Here is a 19473-nt window from a genome sequence, read left to right as displayed (position 1 = left end):
GGAACTGCCTCGCCTTCGCCGCGTTTGCTGGGTATTCTTCGAGTCGTGAGGTTCGGGCCATCCCGCCCGCTCCCGTGGAAGGGCCGATGACGGAACGACCGATCTTCAGCAGCGATCGCGGTCTCGCCGGGCGCCTGGCGCTCAGCCGGCTGGCGACGCGGGTGTCGATGATGGTCGAACGGGGCTGGCCGCTCCTGCTGCCGCTTCTCGTCGTCGCCAGCCTGTTTCTCAGCATTTCCTGGCTAGGGCTTTTCCCGCGCCTGCCCGATGCCGCGCGCATCGGGCTGGTCGCCGCCTTCGGCGTCGCGACACTGGCCGCGCTCTACCCGCTACGCTTTTTCCGCATGCCGGGCGGCGCCGAGATCGACCGCCGCATCGAGGCGGCCAACCATTTGCTGCACCACCCCGTCCAGACCCAGACGGACCGGCCGAGTGGTCGCGAAAGCAGCTTCTCGCAGGCTCTGTGGCGCGAGCACCAGAAGCGCATGGCCGACAGGCTCGACAGCCTCGGCGCCGACGTGCCGCGCACGCGCGTGCCGGAACGCGATCCCTGGGGGTTGCGTGCCGTGGCGGCGCTTCTGCTCGTCACCGCCTTCGCTTTTTCCTTCGGACCGACCGGTGGCCGGATAGCCGACGCGTTCCGCGCCCAGGACGCGCATGACGCCGTGCCGCCGCGCATCGATGCATGGGTGACGCCGCCCGCCTATACCGGCAAGCCGCCGATCTTCCTGACCGCAGATGCCAACCAGGCGGCGCCGGCTTTCCACGTTCCCGAAGGCAGCGATGTTTCGCTGCGCGTCACCGGCGGCTCGGGCGAGGAGACGCTTGCCTATGCCGACAAGAACGGCAATGCCCGCGCCATCGATCCCGCCGACCCGCAGGCGGCCGCGGCCAAGCCGGCGGCAAGCCCGGCAGCGCAGTCCAAAGTGCGCCAGTTCATCGGCAAGCTGACGAGCGATGGCACCCTAACGCTGAAGTCGGGCGAGGACGAACTCGGCCGTTGGGCCTTCGCGGTGATCCCGGACAAGCCGCCGCAGATCCGTTTCGTCGGCGAGCCGAAGCGCGCTGTCAACGGCGCTTTCGAGCTCAACTACCAGATCGACGACGATTATGGCGCCGCCAACGCCAAGGCCGTGTTCGCGCTCGCCGATCCGCAGGCGCCCGATGCACGTCCGCTCTACGGTCCGCCTGACATGCCGCTGACGCTGCCGCGCCGTGGCGGCAAGGCGAATGCCGCCAGGACCTCGAAGGACCTGACCGAGCACGTCTGGGCTGGCGCCGAGATCAAGTTGACGCTGGTCGCCACCGACGATGCCGGGCATACGGCGAGCAGCGAAACCAAGACATTGGTGATGCCGGAGCGGCCGTTCTCCAATCCGCTGGCGCGTGCCGTTATCGAGCAGCGCCGCCTGCTGGCGCTCGACGCCAACGCCAAGCCGCGCGTGCTCGACCTGATGGATGCGATCACGCTGCGGCCCGAGGACACGTTCGACAACATGTCCCACTACCTCGCAATCATGAGCGCGCGCAGCCGGTTGAAGATGGCCGACAGCGACGACCAGTTGCGCAACGAGGTCTCCTATCTCTGGGAAATCGCACTCGGCATCGAGGAGGGCAATCTCTCGGCTGCCGAGAAGCGGCTGCGCCAGGCGCAGCAGGCTTTGCAGGACGCTATCAAGAACGGCGCCAGCGACGCGGAGATCGAAAAGGCGATGAAGGAACTGCGCGAGGCGATGAACCAGTTCCTGCAGGAATTCGCCGAGCGCGCCAAGCAGAATCCCAACGCCCCGCAGATGCAGCAGAACGGCCAGGAACTGCGCCAGAGCGACATCGATCGCATGATGGACCAGATCGAGAACCTGGCGAAGTCCGGCGATCGCGACAAGGCGCAGCAATTACTGTCGCAGCTGCAGGACATGATGAACAACCTCCAGGCAGGCCGCCAGCAGCAGGGTGGCCAGCAGGACAGCCAGATGCGCCAGCAGATGGACAAGCTCGGCGACATCCTGCGGCGCCAGCAGGAGATGATGAACGATACCTTCCGCATGGACCAGATGCAACGCGGCGAGCGCCAGCGCGGCCAGAACCGCGATGAACAGCTCGGCGAAGGCGGCGGCGAGGATCAGGACAGACCGGGCGCAGGCGAGAACCGCGATCCGCTCGCCGGGCAAAAGCCGATGACGCCGCAGGAATTCGCCGATGCGCTGAAGCAGTTGCAGGAAGGCCAAGGCCAGCTGAAGAACGACCTTGAGCAGTTGAAGAAGGGGCTCGAGGGCATGGGCATGGAGCCCAATGAAGGCTTTGGCGAGGCCGGCAAATCAATGGGCAATGCCGAGCAGGCCCTGGGCGATGGTGAAGGTGATCAGGCCGTTGGCCACCAGGGGCGCGCGCTGGAGGCGCTGCGCAAGGGCGCCAAGGACATGATGAAGCAGATGCAGGCGATGCAGGGCGACGAAGGCGGCAGCCAGGAAGGCGGTCGCCAGCAGAACGCCGATCGCGATCCGCTCGGCCGGCCGCGTGCCAGCCAGGGTCCCGATTTCGGCGATTCGGTGAAGGTGCCGGACGAGATCGACGTGCAGCGCGCCCGCCAGATCCTGGAAGCGATCCGCAAGCGGCTCGGCAATGCGCTCAGCCCCGATATCGAGCGCAGCTATCTGGAACGGCTGCTGGAACTGAAATAGGGATCGCCGCCGCGGCATCCGCTGGGAGCGGCTGCAACATCATGCCCAAACTCGGCACAGTGACGCCCATCCTGCGCATCTTCGACATTGCCAAGGCCCACGAGTTTTACGTCGGCTTCCTCGGCTTCCAGGTGCTGTGGGAGCACCGCTTTGACGACAACGCGCCGCTTTACATGGCGGTCGGCCGTGACGGCTGCATCCTGCATCTGAGCGAACACCATGGCGACGGCGCGCCCGGCATCGCCATGCGCATCAAGGTCGAGGACATCGCCGCCCTGCATCGCGAGCTGATCGGCAAAGCATACCGTTTCGCCAGGCCGGGCCTGGAAAAGACGCCGTGGAAGACCCGCGAGGTGTCGGTTGCCGATCCGTTCGGCAACCGGCTGCATTTCTACGAGGATGCGGCCGGCTGAGTCTGCCTGTTGACGAACGCCTCGCGGATCGCCTCTTGCATGCCGTCGATCGCCTCGCCCGACGCATTCGGGTTGCGATGCATCACCACATTCGAGGAATCGATGTCGCCGAAACCGTCGGCGGACGTCAACTCGCGGCAGCCGTCCGGAATGTTGCTGCGCGAAATCGGTGCGATCGCCAGTCCCGAGGTGACGGCAAGCTTCAGGCCGCCGGTCGTGTCGCTGGTGTAGGCGACACGATAGCCGAGCCCGCGCTGCTCGAGCGATTTGATGGCGAAATCCTTGCACCAGCCGGCCCGGTTGTAGAGCGCGATCGGCACCGGACGCTCCTCATGCATGTTATGCAGGATCGATGTCACCCACACCGTCGGATCGTGCATCAGCACTTCGCCGCCTGAAGGATCCTGCCATTCGAACACCACGCAAAGATCGAGCTCGCCGGCGGCAAGCGCCGCTATCTGCGCCCCCGAATGGGCATAGCGCACGGTGACCTCGACCTTGGTGTGACGCTTTGAGAATGCGCCGAGCGCGCGCGACAGGATGGCATGGCCATATTCCTCCGGAATGCCGATCCGCACCGGCCCGCCGAGCGGCGCCGCCGCCATCGACGCTGCCGTCTCGTCGAGCAGCGAGACGATGCGGCGGGCATTGACGATCAGATCGCCGCCGCGCCGCGTCAGCGCCACGCCGCGCGACCCACGCTCGAACAGGCTGTCGCCGATGACGCTTTCGAGCTTCTTCATCTGCATCGAAACCGCCGATTGGGTGCGACCGGCCTGCTCGGCCGCCTTGGTGAAATTGCCTGCTTCGACAATGGCCACGAAGGTGCGCAGGAGATCGCTGTCGAGAGTGGGCCGCATCCCGTCCGCCATAAGGAATTTTGATTGCTGGTATCATTCCAATTCGTTTGCAACATGTCAAACACGGGATGATAGTTGGTTCACCCATTGGATATGTGGCTGAGGATTCGGCCACGGACCAATCAACAGTCCTCACTCATGCCCGCTGCCCGAAACGGTGGCGGGTTCTTTTTAGCTTGCTGCAAGCTTGCTTGCGTCCTGGTACGGGAGCTTGGGATCCTTATGCGCAATCGGATGGTGCTCGGCATGCTGAGCCTGTGCCTGGGCGTGTTGGTCTTCTCGTTGCAGGACCCGCTGGTCAAGGCGGTGTCGGGCGGCTACCCCGTGACCGAGGTGATGGCCATCCGCGCGGTCGTCGCCCTGCCGATCCTGATCGTGCTCGTCCATGCCGATGTCGGGCTGCGTGCGATCCTGTCGCGGCGGTTCGGCATGCTGACCATGCGCGCCTTCATTCAGTTCACCTCCTACACCATGTACTACCTCGCCATCGCCGCCTTGCCCCTGGCCGATGCCGTGGCGCTCTATTTCATGGCCCCGCTCTGCATCATGGTGCTGGCCGGGCCCTATCTTGGCGAACGGGTCTCCTGGCAGACGCTGGCGACCGTGTTGATCGGGCTGCTTGGCGTCGTCGTGATGCTGCGCCCGGGTGCGGGACTGTTCGACTGGGCGGCGCTGCTGTCGCTGGGCTCCGCGGTGCTCTACGGCTTCTCGCAACTGATGGCGCGTAAGATCGGCGACACCGAATCTTCGACCGTGATGGCTTTCTACCAGAACGGTGCCTATCTCGCCGGCGCCGCACTGGTCGCAAGCCTGTTCTGGCTTGCCGGCATCAATCATGCCGCCCATCCCAGCCTGGAATTCCTGGTGCGGCCCTGGCTGTGGCCGACGCTGCCGGATTTCCTCAAGATGGCCGCCTGCGGCTTCGTCGCCTCCGCCGGCATGATCTTGCTGTCGCAGGCCTACCGGATGGCGCCGGCAAACCGCGTCGCCACCTTCGAATACACCGGCATCCTGTGGTCGCCGCTGTGGGGTTTTCTGTTCTTCGCCGAAGTGCCGCGGTCGACGACCGTGATCGGCGCCGCCCTTATCATCGGCGCCGGCCTGCTTGCGCTCAACACCGGACGGCGCAAGCTCCCGGTACTCGTCGCTGCCGATCCCGCCTGATCAGGCGAAAATGCTCAGCGCCCGTTCGACGCGTGAACGGATTTCGGCCAGCGTGAACGGCTTCTGCACGACGTCGAGGATGATGCCGTTCAACTCCTCGGCGCGCTCGCGCTGATCGGCATAGCCGGTCATCAGCAGTATCTTCATCGACGGGAAAAATGCCGAAGCTGCAATCGCCATCTCGATGCCGTCCATCTCGGGCATGCGGATGTCGGAGACGACGAGATCATAGGCGCCCTTCGCGGCGCGTATCAGCGCCAGCCCTTGCGCGCCGTCGGCGGCGATGTCGATTGCGTGCCCGGCGCGTTCGAGCGCCCGGGCTGCGAGGGTGCGGACGGACTCATCGTCCTCAACGATCAGAAGCTTTGCCATGGCCGGCATGTTTGGCGAGCAAACGTTGACTTTTTCTGAAGGGCCCGGCGCTCCGGCATGGGTTATTTTCTTGAAGCCGTTAAGGCCTTTTTCAGTATTTGCCGCTGCCTCACGCATCGCCTTTGACGACGCCGACGAACGGCAGTTCGCGAAAGGCGTGCGCGACATCCATGCCGTAGCCGACGACGAAATAGTCGGGGCAGTCGAAGCCGACATAATCGGCATTGAGGGTGGTCTGGCGACGCATGCGCTTGTCGAGCAGCACCGCGATGGCGCAGCTTCTGGCGCCGCGTGACAGCATCAGGTCGCGGGTGAAGCTCAGCGTCTTGCCCGACTCCAGAATGTCGTCGATCAGAAGCACGTCGCGGCCGGCGACCTCGTTGTCGATGTCGCGCAGCACCCTCACCTCGCCGCTTGTGGTGCCGGCGCCGTAGCTGGAGATGAAGATGAACTCGACCTCCGGCGACAGGCCGACATCATGCATGGCGCGGATAAGGTCTGCGGCGAAGATGAACGAGCCCTTCAGCACCGAGATCACCAGAAGATCGTGATAGTCGTGCCCGGCGATCTCCTTGGCGAGTTCGAGATTGCGTCGGGCGATGGCCGACGCCGAAAACAGGACCTCGATGTCCTTGCCGCGCACAACTGGCATTCTTCGTCCCTTCAAGATTTTCAAAGGCCTTCGCGCACCGGAAGCGCTGACATCAGCCGTTTGCGGGCCGGCCTCACCTGTCGCACATGCTATTCCGCGAAGGTGACCGACACCGTCCTTACGCCGTTTCTAGGGACGTCTAGCCGGCTGGCAAAGCCGAATCTTTCACTTGGCGCCAATGAGCGGCTGGATGTCCCCAAAGTATAGCGCGTTGTGCGCCCATCATTGCCGGTGACGCGGATCTCGAGAGGCGGCAGCGTCGCCGGACTTGCACCGTCATTGGCGGCCTCGCCGTCGACGAACAGCACGGGGTTCGCCCCAGACGCGTCCACGCGTGACGTCACCCCTGAAATGCTCAACGCCGAGGCCGGTCCGCCCGCGGCGGGCGGCGCCTGGCGCACCAGTGCATGCCCGCCGGAGATCCAGAAGACGGCAAAGGCGGCGCCGACACCGGCGATCCAGAAGATCGGACCGCCGCGCGGCGCCGGCGGCCGCACCGGCGGCGGCTCGGGCTTGCGCAGCATGTCCATGCCTTCGAGGGATGGCATGGACATCACGCGCCGCGGTGAAATGGCTTCGGCATGGGGCATGGCCCGCGGCACCACCACATAGTCGGCATCGACGATATCCGCCGCGCCAGCGCGCAGGATACGCTCCGGCGCGGCATTTGCCGGCGGGTCGGTCATGATTTCGCCGGAAACCGGGCGCGCGGTTCGATCCTCAGCCATCATGGCCCCAGCATTGCAGCACGTTCGCTTTTCGTTTCTTTTGCGTAAAGGCAAATGGTTAACGCTTCCCCCACCGGAGCCCTTGTGACGAGCCGAAACAACCCGCTAATTAACCGCCGGTTAACCATGCCGGCCGATGGTCTTTTCCCAGAACAGGCCGGCTTGCCGCCGACGGATTCCGATTTCAGGTCAAATCGACCTGAAATCTGAATCCGCCTCCGAATTAGAGTGATAGAGCATGATGTCGCCCGAAAACCGCCTCACACTTTTCGGCATCACGCTCTAGGAATTTCAGGTCGCCGAAAGTGATTCGCTTCGAAAATGTCGGCCTCCGCTATGGCATGGGTCCGGAAATCCTCCGCGACATTTCCCTGCACATACCGGAGCGCTCGTTCCAGTTCCTGAGCGGGCCTTCGGGCGCCGGCAAGACGACGTTGCTGCGGCTTCTCTTCATGTCGCTGAAGCCGACGCGTGGGCTGATCACCATCTTCGGCAAGGACCGCTCCCGCATCTCGCGCGCCGAACTGCCGCATCTCAGGCGCCGTATCGGCGTGGTGTTCCAGGATTTCCGCCTGCTCGACCACATGACCACCTATGAGAATGTCGCGTTGCCCTTGCGCGTGCGCGGGCGCGAGGAAGCGAGCTATCGCACCGACGTCACCGAGCTGTTGAAATGGGTCGGGCTCGGCGAACGCATGCATGTGCTGCCGCCGGTCCTGTCGGGCGGCGAGAAGCAGCGGGCCGCGATCGCCCGCGCCCTGATCGAGCAGCCGGAGATCCTGCTGGCCGACGAGCCGACCGGCAATGTCGATCCGCCGCTGGCGCGACGCCTGCTCAGGCTTTTCATCGAACTCAACCGCCTGGGCACCGCCGTGGTGATCGCGACCCACGATCTCGGCCTGATGGAGCAGGTCGATGCGCGCCGCATGATCCTGGCCGGCGGGAGGCTTGATATCTATGACTGAGCTTTCCGCCGAACACCTCGACGCACAGGCCGACGAAGCGGCCGCGCCAAGGCCGCGCGTCCAGCGCAAGATGGCGCCCATCGTGCCGGCGCAGAACATCGCCGGCCGCGCCCTGGTGCTGGTCATCGCCATCATGACCTTCCTGTCCTGCCTGACCTTCGGCGCGGTTACCCTGGTGCGCGACACCGCCTCGGTCTGGGAAAACCAGATCTCGCGCGAGGCGACGATCCAGATCAAGCCGGTCGACGGCCTCGACATGGAGGCAGCCCTTGCCCAGGCCTCGCAGATCGCCGGCGAATTCCCCGGCGTGAAGGCGACCAGGATCATCGACCGCGACGCCACCGCCAGATTGCTGGAGCCGTGGCTGGGTTCGGGCCTCAACATCGACGAACTGCCGGTGCCGCGGCTGATCATCGTCACCATCGACGAGAGCAACCCGCCCGATTTCGCCGCCATGCGCGCCGCGATCACGCCGAAGCTGCCGAGCGCATCGCTTGACGATCACCGCACCTGGGTGGACCGGCTGGTGGCCATGGCCCGCACCACGGTGACCATCGGTATCGCGGTGCTGGCGCTGATGCTCTCGGCGACGGTGCTGACCGTGGTGTTCGCCACGCGCGGCGCCATGGCCGGCAACGGCCACATCATCGAGGTGCTGCATTTCGTCGGCGCCGAAGCGCGTTTCATCGCCCGCGAGTTCCGTCGCCATTTCCTGATCACCGGCATGAAGGGCGCGGCCGCCGGCGGAGCCGCCGCGGTCGCCGTCTTCATCGTCTTTTCCTGGTGGTCCTCGCGCAACATGGCGACCCCGCAGGCCGACCAGGCGACTGCGCTATTCGGCAACTTCGCCATCGGCTCGGCCGGCTATCTCGGTGTCGTGCTGATGGTGCTGGTCATCGGCGCGCTGACGGCTGCAACCTCGCACGCCACCGTCGTCGCCTATCTCAGCGACATCGACGTGCGCCAGCCTGAAGCATGACGACGTCGAATGACCAGGATCGATCACGCATGAAGAACCGCCGTAACGCAAATTGCGATTTTTACCTACCAAAGGCCGCATTTCGGGATTAACCATGTCATGATGGAGGTGCGGGACTCGACCAGTACCGTTGGACCGATGCCGGCGTTGGCGGCGCGTCCGCATGGACGCGGCCGGGTTTCGGCCGTGCTGCGCGTTTCTTCTTTCGCCTTGCTTGCCCTGGTCGCCCTGTTTGCCGGCGGCTTCGGCTGGTTCGCCAACACCGTCAGCCATCTGACCACCCCTGCCAACCCGGCCAAGGCCGACGCGATCATCGTGTTGACCGGCGGCCAATCGCGCCTCGATGCGGCGATGGAACTGCTGGCGTCCGGCAAGGGCGCGCGGCTTTTGATCAGCGGTGTGCATCCCTCCGCCAGCCGGCGTCAGCTTCAGGCCGCGACCGGCGGTGACATCAGGCTGTTTTCCTGCTGCGTCGACATCGACCGCGCCGCGCTCGACACGATCGGCAATGCCGAGGAAAGCGCCAAATGGGTCGAGAGCCATGCCTACGGCACGGTGATCCTCGTCACCAACAATTACCACATGCCGCGCAGCCTGCTGGAAATGGGCCGGCTGCTGCACAAGGCCAAGCTCGAACCCTATCCGGTGGTCAACAGCAATCTCGACAATGGCGGCTGGCTGACCAAGCCGCGGGCGCTGCGCGTGCTGTTCACCGAATACAATAAATATCTGCTCGCATTGGCGCGCGGCATCGTTCCGGTGAAGCCGACGCCGGACGGCATCGCGTTGGCCGAGATCGCCGCCGGCAGCTGAACCTGCTCGTCATTTGGTGACGACGGATCCCGGCGCCTGCCGCAGGCGAGCGACTTCCTGTTCGAGCCGTTCGATCCGCCTGTCCCGTTCGGCCAGCGCCGCCGCCACATCGGCGGCCTCGAAACGCTGCGGAATGTGCTGCGGACAATTGGCATCCCAGGTCGCTACGGTGAACAGGATGACCTGTTCGGGCCGTGCCGCATAATCCCGCGGCATCAGCCTCGCCATCAACTCGGCGTCGCCTTCCACCACGCGCGCGCTGCCCCAGATCTTGACGCGCCGGCGATGGGCATAGTCGATGAGGAACAGGAAGGCCTGCGGATTGTCGGCGAGATTGCCCTGGGTGATGAACTGTCTGTTGCCGGCGAAATCGGCGAAGCCGATCGTCTTTTCATCGAGCACCTTGAGGAAGCCGGCCGGCCCGCCGCGATGCTGGATATAGGGCTGGCCAACACCGTTGGCCGTCGACAGGAAGACGCTGGTCTGCATCTCGATGAAGGCCGCAAGGTCCGATGTAATCACCGACTGCCAGCCACCGCGTTCCTCGACCCGGGAAAAGGCCTGGCGAGAGCCCTTGCGGGCCTGGATCGCCTTGACGGTCGGCGTGAAAGCGACGTCGCTGGTAAAAGCATGCGCGTCCATCGATAGCCTTTCTTACCCGGAGAGGTTAAAGCCCGAGTTCAGACAGCGACGGATGGTCGTCCGGCCGTCGGCCGAGCGGCCAGTGATATTTACGGTCGGCAGCGCCGATCGGCAGGTCGTTGATGCTGGCGATGCGCAGCCGCATCAGCCCATGTTCGTCGAATTCCCAGTTCTCGTTGCCATAGCTGCGGAACCACGAGCCGCTGTCGTCATGCCACTCATAGGCGAAACGCACCGCGATACGGTTGCCATGGAAAGCCCAGACCTCCTTGATCAGCCGGTAGTCGAGTTCCCGGCTCCATTTGCGCGTCAGGAAAGCCTGGATGGCATCGCGGCCTTGCAGGAACTCGGCGCGATTGCGCCAGCGGCTGTCTACCGTATAGGCAAGCGCGACACGGGCTGGATCGCGCGAGTTCCAGGCATCCTCGGCCATGCGCGCCTTCTGCGCGGCGGTTTCCGCGGTGAATGGCGGCAGCGGCGGGCGCTCTTGCGACATGACAATTCCTTCTTGACCCGGGTCGTCTGCGTCACGGCCAATATGGAGGCTTCCATCAGACAGATGTAGATGCCATATTTGTAATCTATCCTTCCAATTTCCGGAAGAATCGATGGACCGGCTCGAAGCCATGTCGCTCTTTGTCGCCGCGGCGGAGGCCGGCAGCCTGTCTGCCGCCGCGCGCCGTTTTCGCATTCCGCTGGCGACGGTCAGCCGCAAGGTTTCCGACCTGGAACGGCATCTCAAGACCCGCCTTCTGAACCGCTCGACGCGCCGGCTGACGCTGACCGATGCGGGCCAGGCCTATCTTGCCGCCTGCCGTCGCATCCTGGGCGAGGTCGGCGAGGCCGAGCGCATGGCGGCCGGCGAATACAGCGCCCCGACGGGCGAACTGGCCATCACCGCGCCGGTCGTCTTCGGCCGCCTGCATGTGCTGCCGGTCGTGACCGGCTTCCTCGCCGCCTATCCCGACGTAGACATCCGCCTGACCCTGGCCGACCGCATAACCCGGTTGGTCGAGGACCATTTCGACCTCGCCATCCGCATCGGCCGGCTTCCCGACTCCAGTTTTGTCGCCATGCGGATCGGTACGATCCGCCGTGTCGTTTGCGCGAGCCCCGGCTATCTGGCCGAACGCGGCGCCCCGACGGCGCTTGCGGACCTCGAGTCCCACAGCTGCATTACCTTCGAAGGGCCGGGCGCGCTCTCGACATGGAGCTTCACCGTCGGGAAGGCCGAGATGCCGATTCGGGTCCGCTCGCGGCTTCAGGTCAACACCGCCGAAGCTGCGATCGATGCCGCGCTCGCCGGCGTCGGGCTGACGAGGGTGCTGTCCTACCAGGTCGACGCGGCGGTGCGGTCAGGCGCGCTGTGCGTGCTGCTGCGGGAGTTCGAACCGGAACCCTGGCCGGTAAGCCTGGTGCACGCAGGCCACGGCTTGCTGCCGGTCAAGCTGCGCGCATTTCTTGACTTCGCCGCCCCGCGCCTGAAAGAAAGACTGGCGCGGCTGATGTAGCGCGGCTGGGCCGTGGGCGAAGCCGAAACGTCTTTCGGCGCCGTTCGTGGGCATCTTCGACCATTTCCTTTTTGCGCCCGCTTGGTGTAACCAACGCACACCTCCTTACCGGGCCTCCCCCAATGCTCCAAGTCCGATCGCTGGCGTTCAATTTCGTCTTCTACGTCAATCTGATCGTCCAGATGATCCTCTGGACTCCCTATTATTTCCTGTCGCCGCGCCATCGCGCCTGGTTCGTGCCGAAATTCTGGTCGCGCACCTCGATGTGGCTCTACGACAAGATCGCCGGGACCAAGAGCGACATCACCGGGCTGGAAAATCTGCCCGAAGGTTCCTTCATCCTGGCGCCCAAGCACCAGTCCTTCTGGGACGCGATCGCCTTCTTCCCCTATCTCCAGGATCCACTCTACATTCTGAAGCGCGAGCTGACCTGGATTCCGTTCTTCGGCTGGTACATCCTGAAAATGCGCATGATCCCGGTCGACCGCGGCAGCCGCTCCAAGGCGCTGAAGGCGGTGGTTGCGGCGACCAAGGAAGAAATCGCGCGCAACCCGCGGCAGCTCATCATCTATCCCGAAGGCACCCGCCGCGCGCCCGGCGACGAACCCGCCTACAAATACGGCATCGTCGAAATCTATGCGCAGCTCGGCATTCCCGTGGTGCCGGTCGCCCATGTTGCCGGCCTCTATTGGCCGCGCCGCAAGTTCCTGCGCTATCCCGGCACCATCAAGGCGCGCTTCCTGCCGCCGATCCCGCCGGGCCTGGACAAGGAGGAATTCATGCGGCGGCTGATCGGCGAAACCGAAACCGCCTGCGACCAGTTCCTCATCGACGCGTCCCGTGCACCCAATCCGCCCGCCTTGCCGCCGACGGCGGTCAAGCGGCTGCGGGAACTCGGCGCCAAAGCCTGAAGTGCGGCCTTCGGCGCGCCGATGGCGGCTCGCGCAACGTTCAAGCGAACACAGCCAGTGCGGTCGTCAGCACCAGCGTCGCGGCAAAGACCAGATTGATGATGCGCGAAGCCACCGGCCTGCGAAGAAAGCGCGCGAAAGCAGCGCCCGCAAGCAGCCACACGGCATGGATGGCGACGATCATGAATGCGAGAGCGGTCAGCTTCGGCCCGGTGCCGATGGCGCCGGCGCCCGAATCCGCGGACGCGCCGGCGAACACCGCGGCGATGGCCACATAAGCCTTCGGGTTGGCCACCGCCAGCAGGAACCCGCCGGTGAATGTCGGTCGCGCGGCCTCGCCGGCATCCGCCGCCAGGGGCGGCGCGCTGGCAATCTTGAACGCGAGATGGAGGATATAGGCAGCCGACGCCGCGACAAGCAGCGGCGCGAGCCGCGGCATCGCGGCAAGCATGGCGCTCACCCCGCTTGCCACGACCAGAAGCACGGTGATCGTGCCCAGGATGACCCCCAAGGCGTAGCTCAGGGAACGGCGAAGGCCGAACGCCGCGCCGACGGCGGTGACGCTTATCGTCGCCGGTCCTGGGCTGCCCATGACGGCCGTGGCGGCAAGCATCAGCGCAACGAGCTGACGCCACATATCCGGCTGCGAAAAAAGCGGGCCTGCCATCCGCGCCTCCTGTCTTGCCAAGCGTCAATGACGGTATGTCAAGGTCGGGGCGACCGTCTTGGACGATCGTGCGCGCTGCTGACGGCTCAGCCGCTCGCCTTGTCGAGCTCGGCCATGTCGTCGGCGCTCAGCTCCAGCGACACCGCCTTGATCAGGCTGTCCATCTGTTCAGGCTTGGTGGCGCTGGCGATAGGCGCGGTGACGCCCGGCCGGGCAATGACCCAGGCAAGCGCCACTTCCGCCTGTTTGGCCGAATGCCTGGCGGACACCGCGTCGAGTGCCGCGAGGATGCGCATACCGCGCGCATTGAGGTAATCTTTCACGCCGCCGCCGCGCGGGCTTTGACCGAGATCGGCCTCGCTGCGGTATTTGCCACTCAAGAAACCCTTGGCCAGGCTGAAATAGGTGATCACGCCGATGTCCTCCGCCATGCAGAGATCGCGCAGCGGGCCATCGAACGACGAGCGGTCGTAGAGATTGTATTCCGGCTGCAGCACTTCATAGCGCGGCAGGCTGCGCAGGCTTGCCACGTCGAGCGCGGCGCGCAACTGGCCGGCGTCGAGATTCGAGCAGCCGGCATACCGGATCTTGCCCTTGGCGAGGAGCTTTTCATAGGCGCCGAGGGTTTCCTCATAGGGCGTGGTTGGATCCGGCCAGTGCGACAGATAAAGATCGATGAACTCGGTCTGAAGCCGCTTCAGCGATGCATCGACGGCCTTTTCGATGTAAGCGGCGGACAGGTCCTTGTGGCCCTGCCCCATGTCCGAGCCCACTTTGGTGATCATCACGACCTTATCGCGGTTGCCGCGGTCCTTCATCCATTTGCCGATGATGGTTTCCGATTCGCCGCCCTCGTGGCCGGGCACCCAGCGCGAATAGGCATCCGCTGTGTCGACCGCGTTCAGGCCGGCGCCGACGAAGCGGTCGAGCAGGTCGAACGACGTCTTCTCGTCGGCGGTCCAGCCGAAGACATTGCCGCCCAGAACCAGCGGCGCGATGGAAAGGTCGGTGCGACCGAGACGGCGTTTCTGCAAGGCTGATCTCCGTGTTGGTGGGATTGGGCGGCTATCGCCCGTTGAGAGTCGGAGCCTAACCTAGGTCTCGCCGCATCGAGGTCAAAGACCTCGCCGGATTTTTCCGCAAGCCAGCGCTTCACAAAGGCGCGATCCGCCTGGCCACGTCTTCCAACCAGTGATCGCGGATGCCGAGCGCCCGGAGATGGTCCAGCGTGCTCGACACATAATCCTCATTATTGCCGGATTGGCCGACAGCGCCGCGCACCACATCAGCGGCGTGGGCCGCATCGAGCGCACCGGCATACTGCTCATGATTGCGGTCGACGATATAGGCCACGGCCTCGACCGTGCCGCCGCCGTCAAGGCGGACATTGAGCATGCGCTCGAGATAGACATTGGTGACCAGCTCGCGCTCACGCAGATAGGCGATGACCTCGTCCCGCAACTCGCCCGGCACCCGGAAAGCCAGCCCGACGCAGGAACCCCCGCGGTCAAGGCCGAGCACCAGCCCCGGACGTTCCCGCGTGCCGCGATGCACGAAGGAATAGACGCACAGCGCGCGACGATAGCCATGCAGGCGCGCCCGCCTTGTCTCGACATGCGCGAACCCCGGCCGCCATATCAACGAACCATAGCCAAACACCCAAAAATCGCCCATATCGCCGTGCCTGATTGCGTAAGAATGGCAACACCACACCGGAATCGGTGTTTTTTCCGTCCATCTCTGTCTACCTATTGTCGTTGCCAGAATCGACAGCCCGCCCACAGCCCCCATGCGTGAACGAGAACCGCAGCATGACGTCCACTGACGAACGCCAGCCGAAGCATCGCCGCCGCCTGTTCTGGCTTGCAGCGTTTGTCATCGCGCTGTTCGCCATCTACAGCGGCGGCTGGTTCTATCTCGCCGACAGGGTCCGGAGCGAAGCCGACAAGGCGATCGCCACGCTCAACAAGAGTGGCATCGAGGCCGGCTGCGCCAATCTCCAGGTCAGCGGTTATCCCCTGAGCTTCGCCGTCTCCTGCGACAATCTTGCTTATGAGGACGACGCCAAGAACCTTGCCGCCTCTGCCGGCTCCTTCAACGCCGTCGCCCAGATCATCCAGCCGCTGTCGCCGGTCGCGGACCTGCGCGGTCCGCTCAGGACCTCGGTTCCGGGCATGGTGCCGCTGTGGATCGACTGGGATGATCTTAAGGCCAACGTCAAGCTCTCATGGCCGCTGCCGCGACGCATTTCGCTCACGGCCGAGGGCCTGTCCGGCCAGACCGATCCGGCCGACGACACCGATCCGGTGCAACTGTTCAGCGCCGGCAAGGCGGCGGGCCAGCTGCAGCCGAACGGCAGGGATATCGACTATATCGGCAGCTTCGGCGATCTGGAGATCGACCCCGATGCGATCGGGGGCCGCGTCCTGCCGCCGCTCGACGCCAGTGGCAAGGCGACGCTGAAGAACGGCCTGGCCCTGATCGGCACGCAACTGAAAAGCCTGCGCGGCCAGGCCGTCGAGATCCGCAGGCTCGATTTGTCGTCGGGCACGGCGCACGTCACCGTTTCCGGGCCGCTGTCGGTCGACGCCGAGGGCCTGGTCGATGCCGATCTGATGATCAGACTGAAAGACCCGAAAGCCGTGGCCGCCATTCTCGGCGCCGCCATACCCGAGCAGAAGAACCAGATCGAACAAGGCTTTGCCGCCCTGGCGCTGCTCGGCAACGAACCGTCGATGCCGCTCAAGGTGGTCAAGGGCAAGGCCTCGCTCGGCTTTATCCCGCTGGGCAAGATCAAGCCGGTCGACTAAGCATCCCCAATGGACAGACCGGCAAAACTCCTGAGCGTCGGCGCGCTGACGCTCGACACCATTCTTCGCGTCGAAGCGCTGCCCATCCATCAGGGCAAGTTCATGGCCGCCGATGGCGTCCAGATCGCTTCCGGCATGGCCACGAGTGCCGCCTGCGCCGCACGCCGGCTGGGCGCCGAAGTGTGGCTTTGGGCGAGCGCCGGCGATGATCAGGTCGGCGACCAGCTGATATCGGGCATAGAGGCGGAGGGCGTCGATTGCAGCCTTGTCCGTCGCGTCCCCAGAGCGTCCTCGGCGCTGGCCGCGATCCTCGTCGATGGCCATGGCGAGCGCATCATCGTGCCTTTCTACGATCAGCGCGCCCAGGCCGATCCCGACGGCTTGCCGGTCGCCGATCTCACCGCTTTCGATGCCGTGCTGGTCGATGTGCGCTGGCCGGGTGCGGCAGCGCTGGCGCTCAGCGCTGCGCGCGCTGCCCGCCGCCCTGGGATCCTCGATGCCGACACCGCGCCATTGGCAGTGCTGGAGCGGCTGTTGCCGCTCGCCTCGCACATCGTCGCCTCCGAACCGGCGGCGCGCATCGTCTGCGGCCAGGCGCTGGACCCGCAGGCCGCATGCGCCGACCTTGCCTCGTGCACCGACGCTTTCGTCGCGGTAACCGCCGGCGGCGCCGGGACCTGGTGGTACGACAGGCAGGCCGGTTGCGTACGTCACGTCGCTGCGCCAAGGGTCAAGGTGGTGGATACGCTGGCAGCCGGCGACGTCTTTCACGGTGCCTTCGCCGCGGGGTTGGCGCAAGCCATGCCGATCGAGCAGGCGCTGCGCTTTGCCAGCGCGGCCGCGGCGCTCAAATGTCAGCGCTTCGGCGGCAGGCTGGGTGCGCCGGACCGGGCCGAGACACTGGCGATGATGGCGGCGACCTGGCCTGAAGGAGCCTAGTTCTTCGCTGGATGCTCGACCGCCTGGCGGCCGAAATCCGGCACGTCGATGTCCTGGCCGGCCTCGATGATCGAGCGTCGCACGGCGCGGGTGCGGGTGAACAGGTCGAACAGCTTGTCGCCGTCGCCCCAGCGGATCGCCCGCTGCAGAAAAGCCAGATCCTCCGAGAACCGCGCCAGCATTTCCAGGATCGCGTCCTTGTTGTGCAGGCACACGTCCCGCCACATGGTCGGATCGGAGGCGGCGAGGCGCGTGAAGTCGCGGAAACCGGAAGCGGAATATTTGATGACTTCCGTCTTGGTCACCGATTCCAGGTCATCGGCGGTGCCGACGATGTTGTAGGCGATGATGTGCGGCAAATGCGAGACGATGGCCAGCGTCATGTCGTGATGCTGCGGATCCATCGTGTCGATGTTGGCGCCACAACGGCGCCAGAATTCGGAAAGCCTTTCCAGCGCGTCCGGATCCGTGTCCGGCAGCGGGGTGAAAATGCACCAGCGGTTGTCGAACAGATCGGCGAAACCGGCATCGGGCCCAGATTTCTCCGTGCCGGCCAGCGGATGGCCGGGAATGAAATGCACCCCACCGGGTATATGCGGCTGCATCTGTGCGATCACGGAAGCCTTGGTCGAGCCGACATCGGTGACGATGGCGCCCCTCTTCAGCGCCGGCGCGATCTCTTGCGCCACCGCGCCGGACGAGCCGACCGGCACCGAGACGATAACCAGGTCGGCATCGCGGACCGCTTCCTTGGCATCTATGGCGTAGGAGGAGCCCAGCCCAAGCTCTTGCGCCCGCGCCAGCGTCGCGGCGCTGCGCGTCGAGATGGCGACATGGCCGGCCAGGCCCTCGCGGCGGATGACGCGGGCCAGCGACGAGCCAATCAGGCCGATGCCGACCAGCGCGATCTTTTCGAACATCGGTGATGCCATGGCGTTCTAGCTTTTCAGGAATGTCGTGAGTGCCGCGACAACGCCGCGATTGGCCTCTTCGGTGCCGACCGTCATACGCAGTGCGTTGGGAAAGCCATAGCCCGAAACACGCCGCAGTATGTAGCCGCGCTGGGTGAGATAATCGTCCGCCGCCGCGGCCGAATGCTTGCCGTCGTCAGGAAAATGAATGAGGAGGAAATTGCCGACGCTCGGCGTCACCCGCAACCCGAGCCCGGTCATCTGTTCGCTCAGCCAGGCCAGCCAGGTCTCGTTATGCGCGACGCTACGCTCGATATGGGCGCGGTCGCGGACGGCGGCGATGCCGGCCTCGATCGCCGTCGCATTGACGTTGAAGGGACCGCGTATGCGGTTGATCGCGTCGACGATGTGCATCGGCCCATACATCCATCCGATCCGCGCCCCGCCAAGTCCGATCTTGGAGAAGGTGCGGGTCATGACCACGTTCTGAGAGCTGCCCGCGAGCTCGATGCCGGCCTCATAGTCGTTGCGCCTGACATATTCGGCATAGGCGGCATCGAGCACCAGAAGCACGTTCTTCGGCAGGCCGGCATGCAGGCGGCGCACCTCCTGGAACGGCACGTAAGTGCCGGTTGGATTGTTGGGATTGGCGAGGAACACGATCTTCGTACGTGGCGTGACGGCCGCCAGGATCGCATCGATGTCGGCGCGCTCCTCGGTCTCCTTGACCGCGACAGGCGTCGCACCCGCCGACTGGATGTAGATCTTGTAGACCATGAAGGCGTGTTCGGTGAATATGGCCTCGTCGCCGGGCGCCAGATAAGTCTGCGCCAGCAGGCCGAGGATCTCGTCGGAGCCGTTGGAACAGATGATGTTCTGTGCGTTCAGACCATGCACCTCGGCGATTGCTTCGCGCAGGCGCCGGGCGGTGCCGTCGGGATAGACGTCGAGCTTGGCGGCGACCTCGCGCGCGGCCTCGATTGCCTTCGGCGAGGGGCCGAGCGGGTTCTCGTTCGACGACAGCTTGTGGACCTTGTCCACCCCGGCGGGGGCCGAGCTCTTGCCCGGCACATAGGCCTGGATGTCCATGATGCCCGCGCGCGGGGTTGGACGTGTCTTGTCCGAGGTCTGGCTCATATCGCAAAATCCGTCGAGAACGCCTCCATCCTGGAAGCCGCTGCGGAAATACAAGCCATGGCCGGCAATGTCGAGAGGTGGCAGTGGTGCCAGCAAGCGGCATTGACGGCGAGGCAGGTGAGTTCTAGAAGGGCATCGACAGTTCCGTGGTGATTTGGCCGGTCGGCTTGCAGCCACGTTAAACAATTCGCTAAAGGGCCGTTTGCGCGACGTAACCGGCTTTGCGAAGGCAATGCCGGTTTTTTGTTGTCCGCGATCGGCCGGACGAACGCATCGGCGGCGCGGAGATCGGCAGCGATTTCCGCAAAGGCAAGGTGC

At 64.9% G+C, this 19473-nt stretch carries 21 protein-coding genes and 1 riboswitch; of the genes, 10 read left to right on the top strand and 11 right to left on the bottom strand.

Annotated elements, in window-relative coordinates; translation table 11 throughout:
- The first annotated feature begins 86 nt into the window (after window positions 1-86).
- Window positions 87-2681, top strand: coding sequence for a TIGR02302 family protein (locus tag FJ949_RS27415; protein ID WP_140500794.1), 2595 nt, complete (start codon window positions 87-89; stop codon window positions 2679-2681).
- A gap of 41 nt (window positions 2682-2722) precedes the next feature.
- A complete protein-coding gene (locus tag FJ949_RS27410; RefSeq protein ID WP_140500793.1) occupies window positions 2723-3094 on the top strand; it encodes a glyoxalase superfamily protein in 372 nt (123 codons plus the stop codon).
- On the opposite strand, the gene FJ949_RS27405 is transcribed toward FJ949_RS27410, so the two are convergent.
- Window positions 3073-3954 carry a LysR family transcriptional regulator gene (locus FJ949_RS27405; protein ID WP_140500792.1) on the bottom strand — a complete coding sequence of 294 codons (882 nt, stop codon included), beginning with the start codon at window positions 3952-3954 and terminating at the stop codon, window positions 3073-3075. The genes FJ949_RS27410 and FJ949_RS27405 overlap by 22 nt on opposite strands.
- Window positions 3955-4176: 222 nt before the next feature.
- On the opposite strand from FJ949_RS27405, the gene FJ949_RS27400 reads away from it, so the two are divergent.
- Window positions 4177-5118 (top strand): DMT family transporter, encoded by a 942-nt coding sequence (locus tag FJ949_RS27400; protein ID WP_181165387.1) that lies wholly within the window; start codon window positions 4177-4179, stop codon window positions 5116-5118.
- Here the strand turns inward: FJ949_RS27400 and FJ949_RS27395 are convergent, their stop codons facing one another.
- The 3 genes from FJ949_RS27395 to FJ949_RS27385 form a co-directional block, all read right to left on the bottom strand.
- A complete protein-coding gene (locus FJ949_RS27395) occupies window positions 5119-5490 on the bottom strand; it encodes a response regulator (protein ID WP_181165388.1) in 372 nt (123 codons plus the stop codon).
- A gap of 109 nt (window positions 5491-5599) precedes the next feature.
- On the bottom strand, window positions 5600-6142 hold the full coding sequence (gene hpt, locus FJ949_RS27390; protein ID WP_023677924.1) for a hypoxanthine phosphoribosyltransferase: 543 nt from the start codon (window positions 6140-6142) through the stop codon (window positions 5600-5602).
- A gap of 89 nt (window positions 6143-6231) precedes the next feature.
- Window positions 6232-6873 (bottom strand): hypothetical protein, encoded by a 642-nt coding sequence (locus FJ949_RS27385; RefSeq protein ID WP_140500790.1) that lies wholly within the window; start codon window positions 6871-6873, stop codon window positions 6232-6234.
- A 302-nt stretch (window positions 6874-7175) separates the two neighbouring features.
- Here FJ949_RS27385 and ftsE point away from each other — a divergent pair, with 302 nt between their 5' ends.
- The 3 genes from ftsE to FJ949_RS27370 all read left to right on the top strand — a co-directional run bounded on the left by ftsE (window position 7176) and on the right by FJ949_RS27370 (window position 9627).
- The gene (gene ftsE / locus FJ949_RS27380) at window positions 7176-7835 is read left to right on the top strand and encodes a cell division ATP-binding protein FtsE (protein WP_027023302.1); all 660 of its coding nucleotides are present in this window, start codon (window positions 7176-7178) and stop codon (window positions 7833-7835) included.
- Window positions 7828-8814, top strand: a complete 987-nt coding sequence (locus tag FJ949_RS27375) for an ABC transporter permease (RefSeq protein WP_140500789.1) — start codon at window positions 7828-7830, stop codon at window positions 8812-8814. Before ftsE ends, FJ949_RS27375 begins: the two co-directional genes overlap by 8 nt.
- Before the next feature lie 99 nt (window positions 8815-8913).
- Window positions 8914-9627 carry a YdcF family protein gene (locus FJ949_RS27370; protein ID WP_140500788.1) on the top strand — a complete coding sequence of 238 codons (714 nt, stop codon included), beginning with the start codon at window positions 8914-8916 and terminating at the stop codon, window positions 9625-9627.
- A gap of 9 nt (window positions 9628-9636) precedes the next feature.
- On the opposite strand, the gene FJ949_RS27365 is transcribed toward FJ949_RS27370, so the two are convergent.
- The gene (locus FJ949_RS27365) at window positions 9637-10269 is read right to left on the bottom strand and encodes a pyridoxamine 5'-phosphate oxidase family protein (protein ID WP_140500787.1); all 633 of its coding nucleotides are present in this window, start codon (window positions 10267-10269) and stop codon (window positions 9637-9639) included.
- Between the two features lie 25 nt (window positions 10270-10294).
- The gene (locus FJ949_RS27360) at window positions 10295-10765 is read right to left on the bottom strand and encodes a DUF1348 family protein (protein WP_140500786.1); all 471 of its coding nucleotides are present in this window, start codon (window positions 10763-10765) and stop codon (window positions 10295-10297) included.
- Window positions 10766-10877: 112 nt separating this feature from the next.
- On the opposite strand from FJ949_RS27360, the gene FJ949_RS27355 reads away from it, so the two are divergent.
- Together FJ949_RS27355 and FJ949_RS27350 are read left to right on the top strand one after the other, a co-directional pair.
- Complete coding sequence (locus FJ949_RS27355; protein WP_140500785.1) at window positions 10878-11780, top strand: LysR family transcriptional regulator; 903 nt, start codon at window positions 10878-10880, stop codon at window positions 11778-11780.
- Window positions 11781-11902: 122 nt separating this feature from the next.
- Window positions 11903-12691 (top strand): 1-acyl-sn-glycerol-3-phosphate acyltransferase, encoded by a 789-nt coding sequence (locus FJ949_RS27350; protein WP_140500784.1) that lies wholly within the window; start codon window positions 11903-11905, stop codon window positions 12689-12691.
- A 40-nt stretch (window positions 12692-12731) separates the two neighbouring features.
- Here FJ949_RS27350 and FJ949_RS27345 read toward each other — a convergent pair whose 3' ends face one another.
- The 3 genes from FJ949_RS27345 to FJ949_RS27335 form a co-directional block, all read right to left on the bottom strand.
- Window positions 12732-13358, bottom strand: a complete 627-nt coding sequence (locus tag FJ949_RS27345) for a LysE family translocator (protein ID WP_140500783.1) — start codon at window positions 13356-13358, stop codon at window positions 12732-12734.
- An 86-nt stretch (window positions 13359-13444) separates the two neighbouring features.
- Window positions 13445-14392, bottom strand: coding sequence for an aldo/keto reductase (locus FJ949_RS27340; RefSeq protein WP_140500782.1), 948 nt, complete (start codon window positions 14390-14392; stop codon window positions 13445-13447).
- A 118-nt stretch (window positions 14393-14510) separates the two neighbouring features.
- Window positions 14511-15032, bottom strand: a complete 522-nt coding sequence (locus FJ949_RS27335; protein WP_140500781.1) for a gamma-glutamylcyclotransferase — start codon at window positions 15030-15032, stop codon at window positions 14511-14513.
- Between the two features lie 137 nt (window positions 15033-15169).
- Here FJ949_RS27335 and FJ949_RS27330 point away from each other — a divergent pair, with 137 nt between their 5' ends.
- Both FJ949_RS27330 and FJ949_RS27325 read left to right on the top strand, forming a co-directional pair.
- Complete coding sequence (locus FJ949_RS27330; RefSeq protein ID WP_140500780.1) at window positions 15170-16168, top strand: DUF2125 domain-containing protein; 999 nt, start codon at window positions 15170-15172, stop codon at window positions 16166-16168.
- A gap of 9 nt (window positions 16169-16177) precedes the next feature.
- On the top strand, window positions 16178-17107 hold the full coding sequence (locus tag FJ949_RS27325) for a sugar kinase (RefSeq protein ID WP_140500779.1): 930 nt from the start codon (window positions 16178-16180) through the stop codon (window positions 17105-17107).
- Here FJ949_RS27325 and FJ949_RS27320 read toward each other — a convergent pair.
- Window positions 17104-18039 carry a prephenate/arogenate dehydrogenase family protein gene (locus FJ949_RS27320; RefSeq protein ID WP_181167284.1) on the bottom strand — a complete coding sequence of 312 codons (936 nt, stop codon included), beginning with the start codon at window positions 18037-18039 and terminating at the stop codon, window positions 17104-17106. The two genes, FJ949_RS27325 and FJ949_RS27320, sit on opposite strands and share 4 nt — an antisense overlap.
- Before the next feature lie 6 nt (window positions 18040-18045).
- The gene (gene hisC, locus FJ949_RS27315) at window positions 18046-19155 is read right to left on the bottom strand and encodes a histidinol-phosphate transaminase (RefSeq protein WP_140500777.1); all 1110 of its coding nucleotides are present in this window, start codon (window positions 19153-19155) and stop codon (window positions 18046-18048) included.
- 136 nt (window positions 19156-19291) lie between these two features.
- Window positions 19292-19369, top strand: a riboswitch (SAM riboswitch).
- The last annotated feature ends 104 nt before the right edge of the window (window positions 19370-19473 follow it).

Source organism: Mesorhizobium sp. B2-4-1 (assembly GCF_006442185.1).
Classification (GTDB): domain Bacteria; phylum Pseudomonadota; class Alphaproteobacteria; order Rhizobiales; family Rhizobiaceae; genus Mesorhizobium.
This window is presented reverse-complemented; position numbering and strand designations above follow the sequence as displayed.